Here is a 20,206-nt window from a genome sequence, read left to right on the forward strand (position 1 = left end):
GCCTGTCTACTACCACTCACAGCAGGTCGATCCCTTTCGCACTAGCGGCATCCACAGCCTGTGTCATCCCCGATCCCGACCTGCACTGACACGACTGCGGGGCGTCTCGTCGGGCACTCAGGTGAGAACCCTCCGGCACGATCACGGGACAGTAACGAACCTCGACGGGTTGCGCAAACATTCCGACCAAATCTAGTGGCGTTCGTCACCATTCTCTCGGAGTAACGCTACTCACGGTGGGTAACCGAAAGACCCGTTCGGCGTTCCGGCAAGCGGACGACGCGACCTCTTCGACGCGCTGGCCGCGCAGGTCGGCGAGATAACGGACGGTGTAGGCGGTGCAGTACGGCTCGTTCGGCCGCCCGCGGAAGGGATGCGGGGTCAGGAACGGGGCGTCGGTCTCCACCAGGAACTGCTCCGCCGGAACGAACTTCGCCGCCTCCTGGAGTGCCCGGGCGTTCCGGAAGGTCACCGTCCCGGCGAATGACAGTACGTAACCGGCGTTCACACACCGTCGTGCCATCTCGAGATCGCCGGAGAAACAGTGAAAGACGACGACTTCCGGCGCGCCCTCCTCGTCCAGGATGCGAAGGACGTCATCGTGCGCGTCCCGGTCGTGGATCATCAGTGGCTTGCCGACCCGCTTGGCCAGGTCGATGTGCCAGCGAAACGCCCGTTGCTGAGCATCATGCGGCGAGTAGTCCCAGTAATGGTCGAGGCCGGTCTCGCCGACCGCCACCACCCTGTCCTGTCGCGCCAGGCGCTCTATTTCGGACTGTTCCGCCGCGCCGAACTCCTTGGTGCGGGTCGGATGTATCGCGACCGCGGCGAAGACCCGACTGTCCCATGTGGCCGCCTCGGCGGCCCAGCGGGCGGCGGCGAGGTCGTCCGCGACGGTCACCACCCTGGTCACGCCGGCGGCTTCCGCGCGGTCGACCATGGCGGTCACGTCCGCCGCCGTGACCGCGCCACAGGCGTCCAGATGGGTGTGCGCGTCGACCACCGGCGCTGGAAGCCGCTCCGGCACCGGCGGCCGTTCCCCTTTCACCACGAGACCTCCAGAGTCAGGCTAAAGCGGCGCACCGCGCTACTCACGCTTGTTCGTCCGCGAGCTTGCACACGACCGCGATCGTGTCGACAGGCGCTCTTATCACGTCATCGACGATCCGACCACGCCGCGCGTGTATGAGTGACCCGTTACTCCCCGAAAATCGGCATGAACGGGTCACTCATGCACGCGCCGACGACGGATGAATGGACGTTGAGTGCCGCGACTTGGCACCGCGCCACCCAACTACGAAGCCTCGATGGGCGCCCACTCCGGCCCGGTCTCGCCCAGCTTCGGGTCGAGCTTGGTGAACAACGGGGTCGGCTTCGTCAGCGGGTGCCCCACCTCGATCGGTGTGGACTCCCAGCGAGCCCGCTCGGCGGCGTAGTCGCCGGTGAGGATCGGGTTGATCTGGCCCGCGATGTCCAGGTCCTCGACCTCCTGCAACTCGGGCTGCGCCGCCCATACCCCGGTGCCGCCGAGCGCCTCGTACACCTTCTGCGCCGAATGCGGCAGGAACGGCGTGAGCAGCGTGTTCGCGTCCGACACCACCTGCAGCGCGGTGTGCAGCACCGAGTCGCGCCGCGCGGTGGCCTCATCGTCGCCCTTGAGCTTCCAGGGCTCCTGGTCCGACAGGTACCTGTTCGCCGCGGTGACCACGCGCATGGCCTCGTTCGCCGCGAGCTTGAACCGCGAGCGCTGCAGGTGGGCGCCCGCGGTCTCGAACGCCTTGCGCGCCAGCGCCTTGAGCTCCTCGTCGGCCGGCTGCGGCCGCGACGGGGCCGGGATCGCACCGTTGTTCTTGTACGCCATGGAGATCGAGCGGTTGACCAGGTTGCCCCACTCGTTGGCCAGCTCGAAGTTCGTCCGGCGGACGAACTCGTCCCAGGTGAAGTCGGTGTCCTGGGTCTCCGGGCCGGCCACCGAGATGAAGTAGCGCAGCGAGTCCGGGCCGAACTCGCGCAGGAAGTCGTGGACGTAGATCACGGTGCCGCGCGAGGTGGAGAACTTCGACCCGCTCATGGTGAGGAACTCGCTGGAGACGATCTCGTCCGGCAGGTTGAGCCGGCCGTACGGGCCGACCTCGCCGCCGTGATCCCCGGCACCGTTGTGGCCGAGCAGCAGCGCCGGCCAGATCTGGGCGTGGAAGGTGATGTTGTCCTTGCCCATGAAGTAATAGGTGCGCGCGTCGGGGTTGGTCCACCATTCGCGCCAGGCGTCCGGCTCGCCCGAGCGGCGCGCCCACTCGACGCTGGCCGAGAAGTACCCGATCACCGCGTCGAACCAGACGTAGAACCGCTTGAGCGGCTGGTCCCGCCAGCCGTCCAGCGGGATCTTCACGCCCCAGTCGAGGTCACGCGTGATCGGCCGGGGCCGCATGTCGTCCACCAGGTTCTTGGTGAACTTCAGGACGTTCGGCCGCCAGTCGGTGCGGGTGGACAGCCAGTCGCCGAGCGTCTTGGTGAACGCCGGCAGGTCCAGGAACAGGTGCTCGGTCTCGACGAACTTCGGCGTCTCGCCGTTGATCCGCGACCGTGGGTTGATCAGGTCGGCGGCGTCGAGCTGGTTGCCGCAGTTGTCGCACTGGTCGCCGCGTGCGCCGTCGTAGCCGCAGATCGGGCAGGTGCCCTCGATGTAACGGTCGGGCAGGGTGCGTCCGGTGGACGGGCTGATCGCGCCGGTGGTGGTCCGGGGCACCACGTACCCGTTGCGGTACAGGGCCAGGAAGATCTCCTGCACCGCGTGCGCGTGGTTGCCCGTGGTGGTGCGTGTGAACAGGTCGTAGGACAGGCCGAGGCCGCGCAGGTCTTCGCCGATCTGGCGGGCGTACTTGTCGGCGGTGTGCTGCGCGGTCAGTCCTTCCTTGTCCGCCTGCACCGTGATCGGGGTGCCGTGCTCGTCCGTGCCGGAAACCATGAGCACCCGGTTGCCGGCCATTCGCTGGTAACGGGAGAAGACGTCGGACGGGACGCCGAAACCGGACACGTGGCCGATGTGACGGGGGCCGTTGGCATACGGCCAGGCCACCGCCGTCAACACTGGGGTACTCATGCTTTATTAGCCTACGGAAGCTGTCACGGGTATTTACAACGCGCCCACGGCCGTGGGCCGTCGGGGCACCGTTGTGGGTGCTCTCCGCAGTAACGTCAGTGTTATTCAGAACGTGGGCGGGTAGCCAGACCGTGACATCCGTTTTCGGCTGCCGGTCGATCATGGCGGCGGCCTGCCTCCCCGCCCACGTGCAGCGTCGTGGTCTGTCACTATGGGTGCCGACCTTACGTTTTGAAGAGCGTTCCGTCACATGAGTACGTTCCCCGCGTTCGGAGGAGTTGGACGTGTCGGCCACCCGGCTGCTCGTACTGGGCGTCGTGCGCATGCACGGGAAGGCACACGGGTATCAGGTGCGCCGCGAGCTGCTCACCTGGTCAGCCGACCGGTGGGCCAACATCCAGCCCGGCTCGGTGTATCACGCGCTGAAGAAGATGACCGCCGAGCAGCTGCTGGAGCAGGTCGACGTCGAGCCGGGGCAGGGGCCGGACCGAACCGCCTATCGGATCACCGCGGACGGGGAGACCGAGTTTCACGTCCAACTCGCGCAGACGCTGTCCTCGGCAGACAGCGTCACCGATGCGGAGCTGGCGGCCGGGATCACCCTGATGACCACGCTGCCCCGCGAGCGGGTGATCACGCTGCTCCGGCACAGCACGATCCAGCTCGAGGCCCGGCAGCAGAGTGCGCAGTTGATGGCCGAGCAGCTGGCCGGGCAACGCGAGGGCTGGGGCCAGCCGGCGCACATCAGGGAGTTGTTCCTGGTCTGGCAGATGCAGAACGAGACGAGCCTGAGCTGGCTGCGCGGGCTGATCGAGCGCCTGGAGGCAGGCGAGTACGTGATGGCCGACGACTCCGGACGGGCATTCGGCCAGCCGGCCAAGTAATCAAGTTTGACTAGTGGGCGACACTGGGTACAGTGGCCATCAGGAGCGTAGTCAAGTTTGACTACTTTCTCCGTAGTTGAACAGGCGCCCGTTATCACGGGATATGCGTTGCCCGAGCGGGCGCACCACAGGGAGAACCAGAGGGAGAACCACAGGGAGACGGAGGGGTCCACATGATCAGGGCTCGTGGTCTGGCGCGCACCTTCACTGCGCGCGGGCGCACCGTGGAAGCCGTCAAAGGCGTGGACATCGATGTGACGGAGGGGGAACTCGTCGGTTTTCTCGGCGCCAACGGCGCCGGAAAGACGACCACCCTGCGCATGCTCACCACGCTGTTGCAACCGACCGCCGGGGAGGCCATCGTCGGCGGCTGCGACCTACGCACAGATCCGGTGGGGGTACGCCGGCGAATCGGATACGTCGCCCAGAACGGCGGCACCCACCCCGAAAGCAAGGTTGCCGAGGAAATCGCGCTACAGGGGCAGCTGTACGGAATGACCAAATCCGCGGCGCAACGGCGTGGCGCGGAACTGGCCGAGCAACTCGACCTCATCGGTCTCGACCAGCGCTCGACAAAAACGCTTTCCGGCGGGCAGCGGCGCCGGCTCGACATCGCGCTGAGCCTGATCCACGGCCCCAAGCTCATCTTCTTCGACGAGCCGACCAACGGGCTCGACCCGCAGAGCCGGGCCAACCTGTGGGAGCACATCCGCCGGCTGCGCGCCGAGCAGGGCGCGACGTTGTTCCTGACCACGCACTACCTCGACGAGGCCGACTCGCTGTGTGACCGGATCCTGGTGATCGACAACGGCGAGATCGTCGCCACGGGTTCGCCGGATGCCCTCAAGGCCAAGGTGTCCGGCGACGGCATCAGCATCGAGGTACCCCAGGACCTGGCCGAGCAGGCGGCCGAGCTCGTGGCACGTCTGCAAGGCGCGCACCAGGTGTCCATTATGGACTCCACGGTGCGGTTCCGGGTGCCGCGTGGCGACATCGCGATACCGGAGCTGCTGCGCGGGCTCGACGCCGCGGGGATCGCGATGACCGCGATCCAGGTACAGCGGCCGACGCTGGACGACGTGTTCCTCAGTCTGACCGGGCGTTCGCTGCGCGACCCCGGGGCTTCACCCGTCGCACAGGAAAAAGTGCCCGCGCAGGTGTAAGCCGTTTCACGGGGCTCGTGCCCCCACCTCAGGACATCCGTGTCCCCAGTTCAGGACATCTGTGTCCCCGGTTCAGGACGCCGTGTCCCCGGTTCAGGACGCCGTGTCCCCAGTTCAGGACATCTGTGTCCCCGGTTCAGGACGCCGTGTCCCCAGTTCAGGACATCTGTGTCCCCAGTTCAGGACGCCGTGTCTCCGGTTCAGGACGCCGTGTTCCTGATTCAAGAAGCCGTGTCCCCGGCTTCCCGACTTCCGTTCGTGGGGTTCAACCACGCCAACCGGCAATACGGATGCCCGAACCCGGAATTCGGGCCTGGCGAACCGGGGACACATATCGAAACAACAGTGAAAGGATGTGGTCGGGAATGGTGCGGGACGCCTGGTTGATCTTCCGGCGGGAACTGGCGCTTTCGCGGCGCAACCCCGCGTGGATCATCGTCGGCATCATGCAGCCACTGCTGTACCTGGTGCTGTTCGGCCCGCTGATGGAAAAGGTCGTCGCGAGCACGCCGGGCTTCCCGCCCGGCAGCAGCTGGACGATCCTCACCCCGGCACTGATCGTCCAGCTGGCGCTGTACAGCTCGTCGTTCGCCGGATTCGCACTACTCACGGACTACCGCAGTGGGGTGCTCGAACGGCTGCGGGTAACGCCGGCCAGCCGGAGCGGGCTGCTGCTGGGAAAGGTACTCCACAACGCGTTACAGACGACGCTGCAGGCGATCCTGATCACGGTACTGGCCTACGTCGCGTTCGACCTGAGCGTGCCGATCGGCGGGGTGCTGCTCAGCCTGCTGATCGTCGCGCTGACCGCGGTGAGCCTGGCTTCGGCCTCCTACGCGCTGGCGCTGACGCTCAAGAACGAGCAAGCGTTTCCCGCGGTACTCAACGCCGTCCTGATGCCGGTCCTGCTACTGTCCGGAATTCTCCTGCCGATCACCAGCATCCTGGCGCCGAACTGGCTCTACGTCATTTCGCGGATCAACCCGTTCACTCACATCGTCGAGGCCGAGCGGGCCAGCTTCCGCGGTGACATCGCCTTCAACGGCCTGTTCACCGGTGCCGTCGTCGTGCTGGTGCTGGCGATCCTCGGCATGTGGTGGGGCACCCGCACCTTCCACCGCGAAAACGCTTGATGATTCTTTGCGTCGGCCTGCGTGGCGACGCAAGTAGCGGAGCCGGTTGCGTGTCTCACAGCAAGCGGCTCCGCCGCTTATAAAAGACAGGCCCTGCTCGGGGTCACTGGTGATCTTGCGGCTATCCGCCTGAACGGCGGATAGCCGCATCTTTCGAAATATGCCTGCGTTCGACGTAGGGTGTCGGTACGGCACCCGGGAGGACTATTGACAGAAGACGGCGTCGAGCGCGGGATCAGCCTGTCGCTGCATGCGACCGTGGCCGACTGGGCCATGGTCCGGTCCGGTGCACTCTGCTTCGCCTCGATCACCGTCACGGAGAGCCTCAACTGGAGCGACATCGGCGCCGAACGGCAGATCGAGGAGGCCCAGCACGCGGGCGTCCGGGCCGGCATCCGGCACTACGCCCGCCCCGGCGCCGCCGGCGACCAGGCCGAGCACTGCGCTTCGGTCGGCAAGCGGCTCGGCGTGTTCTGCCCCGGGTCACTGGCGCCCGCCCTCGACGTGGAGGCCGAAGGTGTGGACGACCGCTTCGTCCGGACCTGGATCAAGGCCGTGCGGCAGGCGGCCGGCATCCGGCGGGTGCTGATCGCCGCCCCCTACGACCACTGGCTGCGCCGGCTGCGTCCGGACCGCTGGGCGGACCGGGACGTGGTGCTGTGGGTGAGCCGGCACAACGGGATTCCCGGCCGTCCGGGCTGGTTCCATCCCCGGCTCGGGGTCCACCAGCACGGCCCGGCCCCCGTCGGCGGCGAGTTCGACGGGCCGATCGGGTTCGACTCCCTCGTCTACCCGTTCACGCTCGCCGACCTCCTGGTCTGAAGCACGCCCACAGCTTGCCATGGGCACCGGCCGCGCCAGTGCGTCCAGTACATTGAGGACAGAATCGGCTTGCTGGTGGCTGCTGGGGAGAACGCGAAGAATGACACCGACCGAACGCGTCGAGGAAATCGCCGCCGACCCCAGCCTCTCGGTGGCTGACCGAGCACAACACATCATCGAATACTTCTCCGCACACGGCGCCCAGGGGCCGGACCGTGCCGTTTCCTGTCTGCTGGAGACGACCGACGAGGCGGTGGCCGAGTACGTCGCGGAATACCTCGAACTCGTCCCCGCTGCCCGCGAAGCGAAGACCCGAGCAGCCGAGCGACTGCGCGAGGCGGGACAACTCGTGCGTTCGGCGGCCAGGCTCGTCCCCTGGCTTCCCGAGTCCTTGATCGACGCCTTCGTCGGCGACTATCTCTCGTCCCCGAACCCGGCCTCTCCGCTTTCTTCCGTCATCTATTCCATCGGCATCCACCACCCGGACCGGCTGCGCCCGCACGCCGACCGCCTCGGCACTCCACTTCACCAATCCAGCCTCCTGTCCGGGGCCCCGGACGAGCTGGCCGACTCGCTGCTGGACGACTGGCGCCAGACCCGTGACCAGAACGACCTGATCGCCCTCGCTCTCATCAGGACGCCCCACGCGGCCAACCTGATCGCCTCCGTCCGCGACGAGGTCGACACGCCCGAGGAGTGGGAGTGCCTGATGCCGCTCGCGGGCCGGTTGCCCGACACTCCGACCGCGGCGGGATTCCCGCCCGCCTTCATGGGATTCGTCACCAATCGGGGCGAAAGCCCGCACGTGATGGGCGGACGGTACGAACACGACGTCCCCCTGTGCGTACGATGCGACGCGCCTGCGGACAGGCTGCTGACCCTCTCCGCGAACGACCTGCCGCAGACGCTCAGCAGCGATCCCTCGTTCTTCTGGTTCTCCTGCGACTGCGACGAAGTCGACATCCTGATCGTGCAGTTCACCGAAAACGGCACCCGCGCTTACTTCCAGCCGCAGGGGCCTGCCGCGGAAACGTCACGCGTCGTTCCCGGCGAAAGGTCCATGACGCTGGAACCGCACCCCAACCAGACCGGGGTGAGCCGGCCCGCGATCACCGGCAGGTCGCGACACCAGGTGGGCGGGCTACCGCGCTGGCCCGCCCCGGAGACCCACGCCATCTGCCCCGGGTGTGGAAACTTCATGCCCTTCCTGGTCGCCTTGGACAGCGGCCCGACTCCCTTCGGCCCGATGGGCTTCGACGGTTCGCTCTTCGGCTTCTGGTGCGACCATTGCTCGGTTTCGGCCACGCGGACGCAGAGCTGAATTCTTTGGGGGGCCGCGCTACCCGCGCCAGGAGTATTCGTGTTCAGGGCGGCCGGTGGAGGCGGTGTTCGCGACGCCCGCGACCACGAACCCGGGTACCTCACCGACGAAATCCGCGTGCACACCGGCGACGCGGAAGTCGTCGTCCACGATGAGCGTGCGGATCATGCGTCTCCCTCGGTCGTGGTGCGGCCACCATGGTTCCCGCCGGGGAATCCAGCAGGCCAGGCAGGGCGGCGACGAACAGCGCTCCGCCGTCGGCACCGCCCGGCGTGGCGAGCCAGGCGTCACCGCCACGCGTGCGGGCCGCCTGGCGGGCCAGCGCCAGCCCCAGCCCGTGACCCGGCGCCACCTTGGTGGACACGCCTTCGTCGAACAGGGTTTCACGCAACGGGGGGGCGACTCCCGGGCCACTGTCCACAACGGATACGTAGAGCGTGGTTTCCTCGGCGAGCAGCACGATCTCCACGGTGGGCGGCCGGCGCCGTCCCATGCGCGCGGCCCGCAACGCGTTGTCCAGAAGGTTGCCCACGACGGTGTTCATCGCGGCGGGGTCCAGTACGTCGCGCGTACCCACGAGTCTTCCGAAAGCCGCAAGAGAACACCCTTTTCCTTGGCCTGCGCCATCTTCGCGACCAGCAAGGCCTGTAGGTAGGGATCGGTCACCGAATCCGAGACCGGGGCCGTGCCCGCAACCCCGGTTTCGGTAAGCGCTTGCAGGTACTCGACCGCCTCGCCGTTGTGCCCCAGTTGCAGCAGGCCGGAAATCGTATGCAGCCGATTGCTGTACTCGTGCCGCTGTGCGGGCAGCCCGTCGGAAAGTGACCGCACAGCGTCGAGTTCCCGGGTGAGCGCGTCCAGATCGGTGCGGTCCCGGAAGGTCAGCACGGAGCCCAGGTCCTCCTCGTCCCTGGTCACCAGCCGGGAGTTGACCACCAGCACCCGGTTTCCGGCCACCACGAGCAGGGTCTTCGCGGTGTTCTTCAACGCGTTCACCGGCGCCCGCGAGGTGGACCGCAACCTCATCGACAACGCGCGGATCCTGGGCGCGCGACGGCTGCAGGTGCTGCGCGCGATCGTGCTGCCGAGCGCCACGTCGTGGATCCTGTTGTCCCTGCACACCGCGTTCGGCTTCGCCCTGATCGGCGCGGTCGTCGGCGAGTACACCGGCGCGAGGACCGGGGTGGGCTTCCTCATCTCCGACGCCCAGGGAACCTTCGATCCGGCGACCTCGCTGTACCTGAACTGCGACTTCGTCGAGAAGAACCACGACGTGGTGCAGAAACTCGCCAACGCCTTCGTGGGCACGCTCCGCTGGATCAGCCAGCACAGCCCGGAGGAGATCGCGGCGAAGATGCCGCCCTCCTTCAACGGGGGCGACCCCGCCCTCTACGCCCAGTCCATTAAGGACAGCATCGCGATGTTCAACGCCGACGGGCGGATGGACGCCGACGGGGCCAGGAACGTGCTCGACGTGCTGGCCTCCTTCTCGACGAACGTGCAGCCGCGCAAGGACTCCATCGACCTGTCGAAGACCTACACGACGCAGTTCGTCGACGCGGTGCCGATTCAGCCCTGACCGGGCCGTCTTCCCGCGGGCCGCCGCGCACCACGCGCGGCGGCCCGCATTTTACCGACCATTTAGGTCGTATTTTACGGACTGTCTATTTATTCCGTCCGAAAGTAGCTACCCGGGGAAAGGTGCACCACGAATACTTGGTCACGGTCGGCCGCCCTTCCTGTCGGTTCACGGATTGGATCCCGTCATGAAATCGACCCTCGCCAAGCGCACGAGCCTGCTCGCCGTCGTGGCCGCCGCATCAAGCGTGCTGGCCGGCGCTGGATTCTCGGCCGCCCCCGTGTTCGGAGCGCACAACTTCTCCGGTGGCAACTGGGGCGGCTACGTGAGTTTCGGCAGTTTCACCACGGCGACCGCCAACTGGACCGAACCGGCCGTCACCTGCAATTCGAGAAACAACCTGTTCGCCCCGTGGGTCGGCATCGATGGCGACGGCTCGTCCACCGTCGAGCAGACCGGTGTCGCGACCGACTGTTCCAGCGGCTCGCCGGTCTATCAGGCGTGGTACGAGATGTACCCGGCCGCCCCGGTGTACTACAACAACCCGGTCAGCGCCGGGGACCACATCACCGCCACGGTCACGCGGACCGGCACGAACACCTACCAGCTCGACATCAGCGACACCACGAAGGGCTGGACCCGGAGCACCACTCAGTCGCTGACTTCGCGGCACGCCTCGGCCGAGGCGATCATCGAATCGCCGACCGACTCCTACCCGACCATCAGTAGCGGCGTGACGTTCACCGGGGTCGAGTTCAACGGCGCGAACCTCGCGAACACCAGCCCGAGCGCCCTCGACGCCGATGATCGCGGGGTCTTCACCTGGACCCCCAGCGGGATCACCAACGGCACCAACTTCACCATGACCCGGCACTGACTCCCGACCCGGCCGTGAGCGCCCGACGCCGCGGGCCCAACGGCGTCCGCTCACGGCCGGCCACCGGAGAATTTCGTTGAAGTGGCTCAAGTGATGGCGGCTTCCTTGTGGCCGTATCGGTGCTGATCGCATAGCGTTCGGCGAGTGATAGAGCGACTCGCCATCCTCAGCGGCTCGACGTTCGAGGAGCAGATTGGCTATGCCCGTGCCGTGGTCGACGGCGACTGGGTGCATGTGTCCGGGACGACCGGATTCGACTATGCCACCATGACGATCTCCGACGACGTGGTGGAGCAGGCCGAGCAGTGCCTGCGGAACATCGAGGCCGTACTGGCCGAGGCGAACTGCACGTTCGCCGACGTGGTGCGGGTGCGCTACCTGCTGCCGGACCGCGAAGACTTCGAGCCGTGCTGGCCGGTTTTGCGGCGCTGTTTCGGCGAGATCCGGCCGGCCGCCACGATGCTCGTGTGTGGTCTCGCCGACCCCCGCATGAAGATCGAGATCGAGGTGTACGCGCGGAAGGCCACCGCATAGCCGCGATCATCCTTTGTGGATCGGTTCGACCGGTGTGCGCTGCGTTGCTCACACCGCGAGTTCGGCGGCGGTGGCAGTGTTGTCGAGCTGGGCGACCGGTCCTTGGTAGAGGATCCGGCCGCCGTGCTTACCGGGGCCCGGGCCGAGGTCGATGACCCAGTCCGCGTGCCGGATGACGTCGAGGTTGTGTTCGATCACGACCACGGTGTGGCGCTGCTCCACGAGTTGGTCGAGGACGCCGACCAGGGTGGCGATGTCGCGCAGGTGCAGGCCCGTGGTGGGTTCATCGAGAACGTAAAGGGCCGGCTCGGCGGTCTCGCGGAGTTCCTTGGCTATTTTGACGCGCTGGCATTCGCCGCCGGACAGCGTCGTAAGTGGCTGGCCGAGACGCAGGTAGCCGAGTCCGACCCGCTCGAGGTGCCGTAGTGCGTTACGGATCTGCTTGTCCGGCAGGCGCTCGATGGCGTCGGTGATCGTCAGGTCATCGATGTCCGCGATGGACAGTCCGGCGACCCGGTGGCGGAGCACGTCACCGATGAACCGTCGCCCCTGACAGGTCTCGCACACGGTTTCCTGGCCGTCCATGAACGCCAGGTCCGTGTAGATGACGCCCAAACCCTTGCACTCGGGGCAAGCGCCTTCGGAGTTGGCGCTGAACCAGCTGGCGGGTAAACCGCTGTGCTGGGCGAAAAGTTTCCGGATCGGAGTCGCTATTCCCGTGTAGGTGATCGGGGTCGAACGGCGGTTGGTGCCGACCGGACGCTGGTCGATCACGACCGCGTCGTGCTGGTCGACCAGTTCTGCCGCGAGGCTGGACTTGCCCGAGCCCGCGACACCGGTGAAGACGGTGAGGATCTCGGCCGGGATGTCGACAGTCACGTTCTGGAGGTTGTTGCGGGTGGCGTTCTTCACCGTGATCGCACCGGTCGCCGTTCGCGGCCGGGTGTTGACCGGCGCCCGCCTGCCGAGGGCATCCGACGTCGGCGTCCGCACCGTCCGGAGCTCGTCGAAGCTGCCTTGGAAGATCAGTTGTCCCCCGCCGGCGCCCGCGTCGGGCCCGATCTCGATTACCTGGTCGGCGATCGCCATGACCGCGGGATCGTGCTCGACGACCAGGACGGTGTTGCCCTTGTCGCGGAGTTGCCGCAAAAGACTTGTCATGTTGGCGATGTCGCGTGGGTGGAGGCCGACCGTGGGTTCGTCGAAGACATAGAGCATCTCGATGAGGCTGCTGCCCAGGTGCTTGACGGTCTTGATTCGTTGCGACTCCCCGCCGGACAGGCTGGTGGTGGCACGGCCGAGATGCAGGTACCCGAGCCCGATGGTGACCATGGCCCGCAGCCGGTCCTGGAGGGCGGCCACCACCGGCGCGACCGCAGGGTCGGGCACCCCGTCCAGGACGCCGACGAGCTCGGTGATCTCCATGCGGGCCAGTTCGCCGATGGTATGGCCGAGCACGGTGGCGGTGCGGGCGGCCTCGTTCAGCCGATCACCGTGACAGGCCGGGCAGATCCCGGAGCGGGTGAACCGGGCGATGGTCTCCCTCTTGCGATCCGACAGGTTGTCGGAGGCGCCCAGGTAGATCCGTTCGAACCAGGCCAGGAGGCTCTCGTAGTCCTTGGGAGGCTTGGTGCGCAGACGGTCGACGTGCTCGCCGCCGTGCAGCAACGCCTGGCGCTCGTCCTCCGTCCAGTCCCGGAGCGGGGTGTCGGGTTCGAAGCTGCCGATGTCGGCGTATTTGGCGTACCAGTAGCCGCCGACGCGGAACCCGGGTAGCAGGATCGCGCCCTGGGCGAGTGACTTGTCCAGATCAACGAAGCGCTCAACGGCATGCACCATGACCTCGCCGAGCCCGGAGCAGGTCGGGCACATGCCGGCGGGATCGTTGAAGGAGAAGTGGTTCGACTCCCCCACATGTGGTGAGCTGATGCGAGAGAACAGCAGTCGCAGGTAGGTCCAGGCCTCGGTGCTCGTGCCCACCGTGGACCGGGCGTTCCCGCCGATCCGGCGCTGGTCGATCACCACCACCGGCGATAGTCCGTCGATCTCGTCGACCTCGGGGCGCGTCCACTTCGGCAGCCGGTTGCGGGCGAACGGCGGGAAGGTCTCGTTCAGCTGATGCCCGGCCTCCGCCGCGATCGTCTCGAACACCAGTGACGACTTGCCCGACCCGGACACCCCCGCGAACACGACCAGCCGGCCGCGTGGGATGTCCAAGTCCAGGCATTTGAGGTTGTTGGTCCGGGCACCCCGGATGCGGATCATGCGCTCTTGCATGTGGCGAGGCTATGAGCAGATGTGGCCACATTCTGGCCGCGATATCGCGCAAACTGGATATATGGCTGATGTCACCCAACGCGTCCTCGCCCTGCTGGCCACGCTCCAGACCGGGCGGGCGTTCAGCACCGACGAACTGGTCGCACGGCTCGACGTAAGCCCCCGGACGCTGCGCCGCGACATCGACCGCCTCCGCGGCTACGGCTACCCGGTCCAGACTCGACCCGGTCCCGGCGGCCATTACCGGCTCACCGCGGGCACCGCCATGCCACCGCTCGCGCTCGACGACGACGAGGCGATCGCGACCCTCCTCGGACTGGCCACCTTCGCCGCCACCGGCAGCGCCGCGGAAGGCAGCCTGGGCGAGGCCGCCACCCGGGCCTACGGCAAGGTCGACCAGTACCTCCCCAAACGGCTGCGTCACCGCGCCGCGCAGCTGCGCGCAAGCCTGGAAACCAGCACCACCGTGGGCCCGAGCGTCAGCGCCGACGTCATGGCGACACTGGCCGACGCCATCCAGCACCGCCACGTCATCACGTTCGACTACGTCAGCAAGCACGGCTCGGCCACGTCCCGGCGTGTCGATCCCTACCGCCACGTCCACCACCTCATGCGGTGGTACCTCCTTGCCTGGGACGTGCAAAGGGACGACTGGCGCGTGTTCCGCATCGACCGCATCAGCCGCCTCCAGGCGTCCACCAGCACCTATACGCCGAGACCCTTGCCCGCCGACACCGCGCTCGACTACCTCCGTCAAGGGCTCGGCAAGGAGCGCGAGCGCGTCGTCCTCACCGTGGAGGCGCCCCTGCCCACCGTCGCCGACGCCTTCAAGTACCAGGAAGCCGAATTCGTGGCCCTGAGCGACCAGCGGACCAGGATGGTCCTGATGCTCGACACCTGGCAGTGGCTGCTTCTGGGCCTCGCCTTCCTGGACGCCGACTTCACCGTCCACGAACCGTCCGGCTTCCGAGCCGCTTGCCGAGCCTTCGGCGCACGACTGCTCGATCACGAGTGATCAGCCGGCGCGGCGAGCCTGAAGGACCGCGTTGTAGAGCTCCTTTGAGGAAACCCCGGTAGCCGCGGCGACCTCCGCCGCGACGGACTTGAGCCGCTCACCGGCGGCGACGCGCGACGACACCTCACCGACCAGGTCCGCCACGCTGACCGCCCGGGGCCGCGCGCCCGCCAGCACCACCGTGATCTCGCCCCGGACGCCGTCCGACGCCCAGTCCGCCAGCTCGGCGAGGGTCCCGCGCCGGACCTCCTCGTAGGTCTTGGTCAGCTCGCGGCACACCGCGGCGCGGCGGTCGCCGAGCGCCTCGGCGGCCTCCGCGAGCGTGGCGGCCAGCCGGTGCGGGGACTCGAAGAACACCACCGTGCGCGGCTGGCCGGCCAGCTCGGCGAACCACCTGGCCTTCTCGCCCGGCTTGCGCGGGACGAACCCCTCGAAACAGAACCGGTCGCTCGGCAACCCGGAAACCGCCAGCGCGGTGGTCACCGCGGAGGGCCCCGGCAGGCAGGTGACCGGCAGGTCCTCGGCCACGCACGCCGCCACGAGCCGGTACCCGGGGTCGGACACGCTCGGCATGCCCGCGTCGGTCACCAGCAGCACGGTTTCCCCGGTACGCAGGGCGTCCATCAGCCGCGGCAGTCGCGCCGTTTCCACGTCCTCGTAGAAGCTGACCACCCGGCCGGCCGGGGTGACGTTCAGGGCCGCGGCCAGCGCACGCAGGCGGCGGGTGTCCTCGGCGGCGATCACGTCGGCGTCCGCGAGCGCCGAGACCAGGCGGGGCGAAGCGTCGCGGGAATCACCGAGCGGGGTTGCGGCGAGGACGAGCGGCATAGCGCCAGCGTATCCGGGCCGGTCATGCTCGCTCCTTCGCGAGTTCGCGCACGACCGTGTCCTGTGGGGGCTCCGCCCCCACACCCCGACTGGGGGCAAGCCCCCAGACCCCCTTGATCGTGTCGACGGGGGCGCTGCATTGGGGGTCGGGTCAGGGCCCCCGCCGCCCCGATAGCGGGACAGCGGCGCGCTCGGTGGTCACCGTGATTGCCGCGGGTTGGCACAAGGGGGTGTCCTGCCTGCGGTCGACCCGCCAGAGGGACGACCTCGGCGGGTCACCGGCGACCTCACGGCGCCGCCCCTAGGATCGGTCTCCGTGACTGCCCTGCTGACCCGCCCGCACCCCAATCCGGTCGAGTCGCCGCGCCCCCCGACGGACCGCGAGGCCACCCTGCTGGGTCGCCCCATGCCCGCCGACCGCCTGCGCGGCTGGGTCGTCACGCTCGTCCTCGGACTCATCGGCGGGATCACCCGGTTCCAGAACCTCGGGTTCCCGACCGACAAGGGCACCCCCGTCTTCGACGAGAAGCACTACGTGCCGCAGGCGTGGCAGATGCTGCGCAACGGCTGGTTCGAGGACAACGCCGGCTACGAACTCGTCGTCCACCCGCCACTGGCCAAGCAGTTGATCGCGCTCGGCGAGTGGATGTTCGGCTACAACGGGTGGGGCTGGCGGTTCAGCTCCGCCGTGGCCGGGACGATCATCATCGTGCTCACCGTCCGGGTCGCCCGGCGGCTGACCCGGTCGACCCTGCTCGCCGGGGTCGCCGGCATCCTGGTCATCTGCGACGGCGTGCTGTTCATCCAGTCCCGGATGGGCATGCTGGACATCTTCATCGCGCTGTTCGTGATCGCCGCCTTCGCCTGCCTGATCGCCGACCGCGACCAGGTGCGCGAGCGGCTCGCGGTGGCGGTGCGGGAGGGATGGGCCGACGAGTCCCCCTGGGGACCGCGCCTCGGTTTCCGCTGGTGGCGCTTCGCGGCCGGCCTGTGCGTCGGGCTGACGTTCGCCGTCAAGTGGTCCGGTCTGTACTACATGGCGTTCTTCGGCCTGCTGGCCGTGGGCTTCGACGTCGCGGCACGCCGCGCCGCGGGCGTGCGGCACCCGTGGCTGGGCACCCTGATCCGGGACGTCGCACCCGCGCTGTGGGCCTTCGTCGGCCTCCCGGTCGTGATCTACCTGTCCAGCTGGTGGGCCTGGTTCGCCAGCGAGTCGGGGACCGACCGGCACTACACCGAGATCAAGAACATCGCGCCCGGCTTCTGGGCCTGGGTGCCGCCCGCGCTGCGCTCCCTCGGCGACTACTCGATGAACGTGCTGCACTTCCACGAGACCCTGCTGACGCCGAAGAACGACCCGCACCCCTGGGAATCGAAGCCGTGGACCTGGCCGATGGGCCTGCGGCCGATGCTCTACTACTACGAGACCGATCCCCCGACCTGCGGGGCCAACCCGTGCGTACAGGCCACGATGCTGATCGGCACCCCGGCGACCTGGTGGCTCTCGCTGCCGATGCTCGGGTGGGGGCTGTGGCGCTGGCTCTTCCGCTTCGACTGGCGGTACGCGGCCGTCCTCGTCGGCTACCTGGCCGGCCTGCTGCCGTGGTTCATGAACATCGACCGGCAGATGTACTTCTTCTACGCCACCCCGATGGCAACGTTCCTGGCACTCGGGCTGACGCTGGCGCTCGGGCAGATCCTGGGCAGCGCCCAGCTGAGCTTCGAGCGAAGAGGCACCGGCCTCCTCGTCGTCTCGCTCTACGTCGGCCTGGTCGTGGCCAACTTCGCCTGGCTGTGGCCGATCCTCAACGGCGACCCGATCACGAACGACCACTGGCAGGCCGAACTCTGGCTCCCGTCCTGGCGCTGATCCGGCCCGGTCCGGATCAGCCGCGGCGGTTGCGTTGCCTGGCGTCGTAGGCCGCGCGGGCCCGCTCGACCTCCTCCAGGTTGACCGACCACTTGGAAAGCGCCGAGAACAGCGGTGCCAGGCTGCGCCCCAGGTCGCTGATCTCGTACTCCACCCGCGGGGGAACCTCGGCGTGGTAGGTGCGCACGACGAGACCGTCGCGTTCCAAGGTGCGCAGCCGCTGGGTCAGCACCTTCGGGGTGATCGGACGAAGCGCTGGCGGCCGTATTCACAGAGGGTTCCACAGGATCGGAGTGGTCCAGCGGCTGAAGACGACGTCGACCACGGGGGCGATCGGGCAGGCGTGCTCGGGGAGAGCAATCATGATTGTGGTGACGGGCGCGACCGGGAATGTCGGGCGGCCACTGGTGCGGGCGTTGGTCGAGGCGGGCGAGAAGGTCAGGGCGGTCTCCCGCCAGATCTCCGGCCAGGATGTGCCGCCAGGGGTTGAGCACCGGCGCGTCGATCTCGCCGAGCCAGCGGACCTCGAACCCGCCCTTGCCGGGGCCACGGCGTTGTTTCTCCTGACCTCGGGCGCTTTCGTGACCCGGGGGGATATCGCCGAGGTGCTGGACATCGTGCGGGGCAGTGGGGTCCAGCGGGTCGTCTTGCTGTCCTCTCAGGTCAGCAGCGGGGACCACCCGTCGGAACTGGAGGACGCGGTCACGCGGTCGGGCTTGGCGTGGACCATGCTGCGGCCGGGCAACTTCGCGTCCAACTCGTTCCAGTGGGCCGAGTCGGTCCAAACGCGACGGACGGTTGCCGCGCCGTTCGGCGATATCGCACTTCCGGCCATGCCCGAGCCGATCGCCGAGCGCACCCTCGACATCCTGGGTTCACCGGCACCCGAGCTACAGCGGGTCAGCCCAGACGTCGAGCGGGTCCTCGGCCGCCCGGCAGGCACCTTCGCCGAATGGGCAGCCCGCAACGTCGTCGCCTTCAAGTGACTCGGTTCAGCGCCGGGGAGGCACGACCCGGGTGGTGCCGGACTCGAAGCGCGGGACCACCCGGGTGACCGGACCATCGGGGGTCTTGCCCGCCCGGGCGAGCCAGCCTTCGATCTCGCGGCGGATGGCGTTCAGCGTGGGACGGCGCCGGGGCTCGGCGTCCAGGGACGCAGCGAGCAGCCGCGCGTGCGCGGAACGCTGCGGCAACCGGTTCGGCGGCTCGGCGCGCGCGGCCGCCATCAGCGCCGCCATCGGCGTCTCCCGGGTGCCGCGCGGCGGGTAGCCCGCCAAGGCGTAACTCACCGTCGCGGCGAGCTGCCAGGCGTCGGAGGCCGGGCTGGCCGGGGCGCCCGCGGCCTGCTCGGGGGCGACGAAGTCGGGCGTGCCGACCACCATCCCGGTGGCGGTCATCGACGAGTCGCCGCGGCTGCGCGCGATACCGAAGTCGATCAGGTGAGGCAGGCCCTGCGGGTCCACGATGATGTTGGACGGCTTGATGTCCCGGTGCAGGACCCCCTTCTCATGCGCCGCCTCCAGCGCGCCCGCCATGGTGGCCCACAGCCGTCCGGCGGCGACGTCGTCGAGCGGGCCCTGCGTGTCCACCGCGGTCGCCAGCGCCTGCCCGTCCAGGTACTCCATCACCAGCGCGAGCCCGTCGGGTTCTTCGACGAGGTCGTACACACGCACGCAGTTCGGGTGGTTCACCATCGCCAGCGCCCGCGCTTCGCGGCGCATGCGTTCCTCGGTGTCCCGGTCCGGCGCGTGCGCGATCTTCAGCGCGACCGTCCGGCCGAGCTGGTTGTCCACGGCCTGCCAGACGGTGCCGAACCCGCCACGACCCAGGCGCCGCGTGCGGCGGTAGCGCTCGCTGCCGTTGGCGGACGCCCCGGGCGGCGCCGGCATGGGGCCAGGCGTGGCCGCGAGCTCCTGCGCCGACGGCGCGATTGCGGTCGGCGTGTACTGCTTTTGCTGGGGGTTCTGCGGTGGCGGTGGCGGCTGAGCCGGCCGGGCCGGCTCGCGCTCCGGTTCGGGCTCGGGGCGTTGCCGGTCCCGGGTTCCCCGGTTGATGACCGCCCAGGGTGGCGCGCCCACGAGTGCCAGCGGGATGAGCCCGAGCACGCTGACCGGCAGGAAGCCGAGCCAGAGGAACACCGCCGCGTTCGCCTCGACGGTCAGGCTGAACACGGCGAACACCACGTACGACAGCCACAGCAGCCGGCCCGGCCACTTCTGGCCACGCCGCATGGCCGAGCGGGCCTGCAAGATCATGAACAGCAGCGTGAGCGCCGGGAGCCCGACCAGCCCGCCGAGGTAGAAGATGTAGGCCAGGGTGTTGCCCGACGGGTAGAACAGGCTCTCGAAACCGTTCTGGCCACCACCGAGATACTCGCTCTGCACCCCGACGAAGCAGTAGCTTTGGTGCAGCGTGGTCACGTCCGCCGCCGACAGGCCGGACGCCGATCCCTCGTTCACCGCGCGGTAGATGCCGGAAATACCGTTGAACGCCAGCCAAGGCAACAGGAAGACGAACAGAAGCCCGGTCACCGCGATGACGCTGACCGTCGTCGCGTTGTAGTTGTTGCCGGTGAACTTGCGCATGATCGACACGATCAGCGCGCCAATCACCGGGAACAGGGCGACCAACGCACCCGCCGCGATCGTCGCCCACACCCAGTCCCCCGGGCAGAACCCGGGTTGGAACAGGTCGTGCGCGAGCGAAAGCAGCCAGCTCGCGAATCCGTTCACCGCCGGTGTCCTCCTACCCCGATTGGCACTGTGCGGACTTCCACCTTATTCGTATCGTCAGACGTGGCCGT

17 protein-coding genes and 2 pseudogenes are annotated in these 20,206 nt (G+C 68.2%); 11 read left to right on the forward strand and 8 right to left on the reverse strand.

Going from position 1 to position 20,206, the window contains the following annotated elements:
* Positions 1–205 precede the first annotated feature (205 nt).
* Entirely contained in the window at positions 206–1,051 is an 846-nt protein-coding gene (locus A3CU_RS0115585) for a TatD family hydrolase (protein WP_027943088.1), read from the reverse strand.
* A 243-nt stretch (positions 1,052–1,294) separates the two neighbouring features.
* On the reverse strand, positions 1,295–3,100 hold the full coding sequence (gene metG / locus A3CU_RS0115590; RefSeq protein ID WP_084143290.1) for a methionine--tRNA ligase: 1,806 nt from the start codon (positions 3,098–3,100) through the stop codon (positions 1,295–1,297).
* A 284-nt stretch (positions 3,101–3,384) separates the two neighbouring features.
* Here metG and A3CU_RS0115595 point away from each other — a divergent pair, with 284 nt between their 5' ends.
* The 5 genes from A3CU_RS0115595 to A3CU_RS0115615 all read left to right on the forward strand — a co-directional run bounded on the left by A3CU_RS0115595 (position 3,385) and on the right by A3CU_RS0115615 (position 8,423).
* A complete protein-coding gene (locus A3CU_RS0115595) occupies positions 3,385–3,984 on the forward strand; it encodes a PadR family transcriptional regulator (RefSeq protein WP_027943090.1) in 600 nt (199 codons plus the stop codon).
* A gap of 173 nt (positions 3,985–4,157) precedes the next feature.
* Positions 4,158–5,147, forward strand: a complete 990-nt coding sequence (locus tag A3CU_RS44935; RefSeq protein WP_043841213.1) for an ATP-binding cassette domain-containing protein — start codon at positions 4,158–4,160, stop codon at positions 5,145–5,147.
* Between the two features lie 365 nt (positions 5,148–5,512).
* Positions 5,513–6,280, forward strand: coding sequence for an ABC transporter permease (locus A3CU_RS0115605; RefSeq protein WP_027943091.1), 768 nt, complete (start codon positions 5,513–5,515; stop codon positions 6,278–6,280).
* A 207-nt stretch (positions 6,281–6,487) separates the two neighbouring features.
* The gene (locus A3CU_RS0115610; protein ID WP_027943092.1) at positions 6,488–7,102 is read left to right on the forward strand and encodes a GH25 family lysozyme; all 615 of its coding nucleotides are present in this window, start codon (positions 6,488–6,490) and stop codon (positions 7,100–7,102) included.
* 100 nt (positions 7,103–7,202) lie between these two features.
* Entirely contained in the window at positions 7,203–8,423 is a 1,221-nt protein-coding gene (locus A3CU_RS0115615; RefSeq protein WP_027943093.1) for a hypothetical protein, read from the forward strand.
* Between the two features lie 100 nt (positions 8,424–8,523).
* Here A3CU_RS0115615 and A3CU_RS55615 read toward each other — a convergent pair whose 3' ends face one another.
* Positions 8,524–9,000: a sensor histidine kinase gene (locus tag A3CU_RS55615; RefSeq protein ID WP_027943094.1), complete on the reverse strand. Its 477-nt coding sequence runs from the start codon at positions 8,998–9,000 to the stop codon at positions 8,524–8,526.
* The gene (locus A3CU_RS54470; RefSeq protein WP_245617101.1) at positions 8,964–9,449 is read right to left on the reverse strand and encodes a sensor histidine kinase; all 486 of its coding nucleotides are present in this window, start codon (positions 9,447–9,449) and stop codon (positions 8,964–8,966) included. Before A3CU_RS54470 ends, A3CU_RS55615 begins: the two co-directional genes overlap by 37 nt.
* Here A3CU_RS54470 and A3CU_RS55620 point away from each other — a divergent pair.
* The 3 genes and pseudogenes from A3CU_RS55620 to A3CU_RS0115640 form a co-directional block, all read left to right on the forward strand.
* Positions 9,394–10,002 (forward strand): annotated as a pseudogene (locus A3CU_RS55620) (ABC transporter permease subunit); the annotation flags it as partial. The gene A3CU_RS54470 and the pseudogene A3CU_RS55620 overlap by 56 nt on opposite strands.
* A gap of 187 nt (positions 10,003–10,189) precedes the next feature.
* Entirely contained in the window at positions 10,190–10,879 is a 690-nt protein-coding gene (locus A3CU_RS0115635; protein WP_027943096.1) for a G1 family glutamic endopeptidase, read from the forward strand.
* 144 nt (positions 10,880–11,023) lie between these two features.
* On the forward strand, positions 11,024–11,413 hold the full coding sequence (locus tag A3CU_RS0115640) for a RidA family protein (RefSeq protein ID WP_027943097.1): 390 nt from the start codon (positions 11,024–11,026) through the stop codon (positions 11,411–11,413).
* Positions 11,414–11,461: 48 nt separating this feature from the next.
* Here the strand turns inward: A3CU_RS0115640 and A3CU_RS0115645 are convergent, their stop codons facing one another.
* Entirely contained in the window at positions 11,462–13,690 is a 2,229-nt protein-coding gene (locus tag A3CU_RS0115645) for an ATP-binding cassette domain-containing protein (RefSeq protein WP_027943098.1), read from the reverse strand.
* Positions 13,691–13,751: 61 nt separating this feature from the next.
* Between A3CU_RS0115645 and A3CU_RS0115650 the strand changes: the two genes are divergently transcribed.
* A complete protein-coding gene (locus A3CU_RS0115650) occupies positions 13,752–14,705 on the forward strand; it encodes a helix-turn-helix transcriptional regulator (RefSeq protein WP_027943099.1) in 954 nt (317 codons plus the stop codon).
* Here A3CU_RS0115650 and rsmI read toward each other — a convergent pair whose 3' ends face one another.
* Entirely contained in the window at positions 14,706–15,533 is an 828-nt protein-coding gene (gene rsmI / locus A3CU_RS0115655; protein ID WP_027943100.1) for a 16S rRNA (cytidine(1402)-2'-O)-methyltransferase, read from the reverse strand.
* A 316-nt stretch (positions 15,534–15,849) separates the two neighbouring features.
* On the opposite strand from rsmI, the gene A3CU_RS0115660 reads away from it, so the two are divergent.
* Positions 15,850–17,403 (forward strand): dolichyl-phosphate-mannose--protein mannosyltransferase, encoded by a 1,554-nt coding sequence (locus A3CU_RS0115660; RefSeq protein WP_027943101.1) that lies wholly within the window; start codon positions 15,850–15,852, stop codon positions 17,401–17,403.
* Positions 17,404–17,419: 16 nt separating this feature from the next.
* Here the strand turns inward: A3CU_RS0115660 and A3CU_RS44955 are convergent.
* Positions 17,420–17,767, reverse strand: a pseudogene (locus A3CU_RS44955) (winged helix-turn-helix transcriptional regulator).
* Here A3CU_RS44955 and A3CU_RS0115670 point away from each other — a divergent pair.
* Positions 17,766–18,389 (forward strand): SDR family oxidoreductase, encoded by a 624-nt coding sequence (locus A3CU_RS0115670; protein WP_027943102.1) that lies wholly within the window; start codon positions 17,766–17,768, stop codon positions 18,387–18,389. The pseudogene A3CU_RS44955 and the gene A3CU_RS0115670 overlap by 2 nt on opposite strands.
* Before the next feature lie 6 nt (positions 18,390–18,395).
* Here A3CU_RS0115670 and A3CU_RS0115675 read toward each other — a convergent pair whose 3' ends face one another.
* Positions 18,396–20,135 carry a serine/threonine-protein kinase gene (locus A3CU_RS0115675; RefSeq protein ID WP_027943103.1) on the reverse strand — a complete coding sequence of 580 codons (1,740 nt, stop codon included), beginning with the start codon at positions 20,133–20,135 and terminating at the stop codon, positions 18,396–18,398.
* Positions 20,136–20,206 lie beyond the last annotated feature (71 nt).

Source organism: Amycolatopsis taiwanensis DSM 45107, assembly GCF_000519205.1.
Lineage (GTDB): Bacteria > Actinomycetota > Actinomycetes > Mycobacteriales > Pseudonocardiaceae > Amycolatopsis_E > Amycolatopsis_E taiwanensis.

Bases quoted from the DNA above. Each gene is read 5' to 3' on its own strand.
- metG (WP_084143290.1), bottom strand. From the start codon at position 3,100: ATGAGTACCCCAGTGTTGACGGCGGTGGCCTGGCCGTATGCCAACGGC.
- A3CU_RS44935 (WP_043841213.1), top strand. From the start codon at position 4,158: ATGATCAGGGCTCGTGGTCTGGCGCGCACCTTCACTGCGCGCGGGCGC.
- A3CU_RS0115605 (WP_027943091.1), top strand. From the start codon at position 5,513: ATGGTGCGGGACGCCTGGTTGATCTTCCGGCGGGAACTGGCGCTTTCG.
- A3CU_RS0115615 (WP_027943093.1), top strand. From the start codon at position 7,203: ATGACACCGACCGAACGCGTCGAGGAAATCGCCGCCGACCCCAGCCTC.
- A3CU_RS54470 (WP_245617101.1), bottom strand. From the start codon at position 9,449: ATGAGGTTGCGGTCCACCTCGCGGGCGCCGGTGAACGCGTTGAAGAAC.
- A3CU_RS0115635 (WP_027943096.1), top strand. From the start codon at position 10,190: ATGAAATCGACCCTCGCCAAGCGCACGAGCCTGCTCGCCGTCGTGGCC.
- A3CU_RS0115645 (WP_027943098.1), bottom strand. From the start codon at position 13,690: ATGCAAGAGCGCATGATCCGCATCCGGGGTGCCCGGACCAACAACCTC.
- A3CU_RS0115650 (WP_027943099.1), top strand. From the start codon at position 13,752: ATGGCTGATGTCACCCAACGCGTCCTCGCCCTGCTGGCCACGCTCCAG.
- rsmI (WP_027943100.1), bottom strand. From the start codon at position 15,533: ATGCCGCTCGTCCTCGCCGCAACCCCGCTCGGTGATTCCCGCGACGCT.
- A3CU_RS0115670 (WP_027943102.1), top strand. From the start codon at position 17,766: ATGATTGTGGTGACGGGCGCGACCGGGAATGTCGGGCGGCCACTGGTG.